This is a genomic window from Streptomyces glaucescens, assembly GCF_002154375.1.
Taxonomy (GTDB): Bacteria; Actinomycetota; Actinomycetes; order Streptomycetales; family Streptomycetaceae; genus Streptomyces; species Streptomyces glaucescens.
In genome coordinates this window covers 1-1,599 of sequence record NZ_MUND01000901.1, presented here as the reverse complement: position 1 = coordinate 1,599, position 1,599 = coordinate 1, and the positions used below count along the sequence as shown (strand labels likewise).

The window sequence follows — 1,599 nt, the reverse complement described above, 5'->3', positions numbered from 1 at the left end:
GGCGGCCGGCGCCGAGGTGGTGACTGCGCCCGCCGCGACACCGAACGGCAGGCGGGCGGTGCTGCGGCATCCGGAAGGCGGGGTGTTCGAGTACGTCGGGCCCTGAACGGGCGGCAGCGTCCGGGGCGGCGGTCAGCGCGGCGTCAGTTTCCGGTTCCGTGGGTACGAACGTCTCCGGATCGCTCCACGCGCTTACAGTGCCGAACTGGTCGTACGACAGGGAGGCTTCCCGCTCCTGGGCCACGACGGTGTGCGACCGTTCAACCAGGATTTCCGCGCCTTTCTGCGGCGGATGATCCCGCAGGTCGAGCAACTCGCCGAGTGCCCGGCCCGGGGGCGGCGCTCCACCCAAGTCGCCCTCGCCGGTGTCCGCGAGACGCGTCGCAGGCTGCTGGCGCCCGGGAAGGCGGAGCTGACGACGAAGTCGTGCGCAATGACAGGTCCGTTCCGCAGCCGCCCGGTGCGACCATCACGACGCACCCACCGGCGTCGGCCTCGTCCGTCGGCGATGTCACGCAGAGGCCATCTCATTCGGCGAGTCTGCGGTAGCAGATGAGGGGGCGGGCCGCGAGGTTGGTCGCACCCGCTCAGCCGGCCGAAGTGTTCTGTGCCGCCTCGCGTGCTTCGGTGAGGGCTCGGTGCCTGAGGTTGGCGCCGAACAACTGCATCGTGGTGGCAGCCAGGACGTCATCCCTGCCGATGGTCCGCCCGTCCCCCCTGCGCGTGGACAGGGCTCGGAGGGAATCATCGAGGAACGGAGGTGGGGCCGGTTCCCCTGACATCACCAGGGTGGCCGTACCGAAGCGTTTGCCCCCACCCTCGCGGACGACCATGGCCGCGTCCCGGGCGAGGTCCGTCAGGAACACGCTCGCGATTCCGTCCAGGTCGCGGACCATCGCTGGGACGGCCGTCACCCCCTGCCTCCGCAGCAGCTTCTTGACCCCAGCCTCGAACCTGTGGGCGCCGACCACAGCACTCGGTTTGCGCGACCTGCTGCGCTTACGAGACGGCACGATGACACCCTCGGCGTCGTACAGGACACCGGTCGAACCGTGAAACGTCGGGCTGTGGTCGTACCACTTGTTCCCCACCTCGAGCTCGACGTTCCGGTCGATCGCCGAGAGAAGGTCCACGGGAATCAGCTTCTTCCGGGCCTCCTCCGCCGCCGCTCTCCTCGCGCCGTCGATGATCTCCGTCAGAACTGTCCGCGTCACCGACGCTGCGGCCCACGCGGCCGACCGAGAGACGTGCATCGGGGTCACGTCGCTGAACACCGCTTTGACGAGAGAAGGCTTGAACGGCGAGACATCCATGACCGAGGCGGTCTCGGGACCGCTGTGCTCAGGGCGTGCGGGCTGTGGAGTCATCGGAGGAAAACGCTCCCTGCTGTCGGAGTTGTCGAGGCCCACACTTCACCACGCAGCCCCGCTGTCTTCCACCGTCCTCCGTCGAAGCGGCACCCGGTCGAGGGCCTGACCGACGCATCCCGACGGCCGGGCCGAACTCCCTAGGTCGTGTCCGCAAAGTCCCGTCGTCCGCCCGAAGGGCGGGCCCCGCGGCGTCTGGTGCGTGCTCTCGGCGCGCCGGGCGGAGTCCCTC

At 69.5% G+C, this 1,599-nt stretch carries 3 protein-coding genes; 1 reads left to right on the top strand and 2 read right to left on the bottom strand.

What is annotated here, in order from left to right; all coding sequences use genetic code 11:
* The coding region (locus tag CCN42_RS43975; protein ID WP_211294897.1) for a hypothetical protein at positions 1 to 313 on the bottom strand (313 nt) is incomplete at its 3' end.
* On the opposite strand from CCN42_RS43975, the gene CCN42_RS46355 reads away from it, so the two are divergent.
* Positions 251 to 556 carry a DUF6415 family natural product biosynthesis protein gene (locus CCN42_RS46355; RefSeq protein WP_422641259.1) on the top strand — a complete coding sequence of 102 codons (306 nt, stop codon included), beginning with the start codon at positions 251 to 253 and terminating at the stop codon, positions 554 to 556. The genes CCN42_RS43975 and CCN42_RS46355 overlap by 63 nt on opposite strands.
* A gap of 31 nt (positions 557 to 587) precedes the next feature.
* Here CCN42_RS46355 and CCN42_RS39060 read toward each other — a convergent pair whose 3' ends face one another.
* The gene (locus CCN42_RS39060) at positions 588 to 1,367 is read right to left on the bottom strand and encodes a hypothetical protein (protein ID WP_086741927.1); all 780 of its coding nucleotides are present in this window, start codon (positions 1,365 to 1,367) and stop codon (positions 588 to 590) included.
* Positions 1,368 to 1,599 lie beyond the last annotated feature (232 nt).

Excerpts from the sequence above, each read along its gene's own strand:
- CCN42_RS39060 (WP_086741927.1), bottom strand. The coding sequence starts at position 1,367 with ATGACTCCACAGCCCGCACGCCCTGAGCACAGCGGTCCCGAGACCGCC.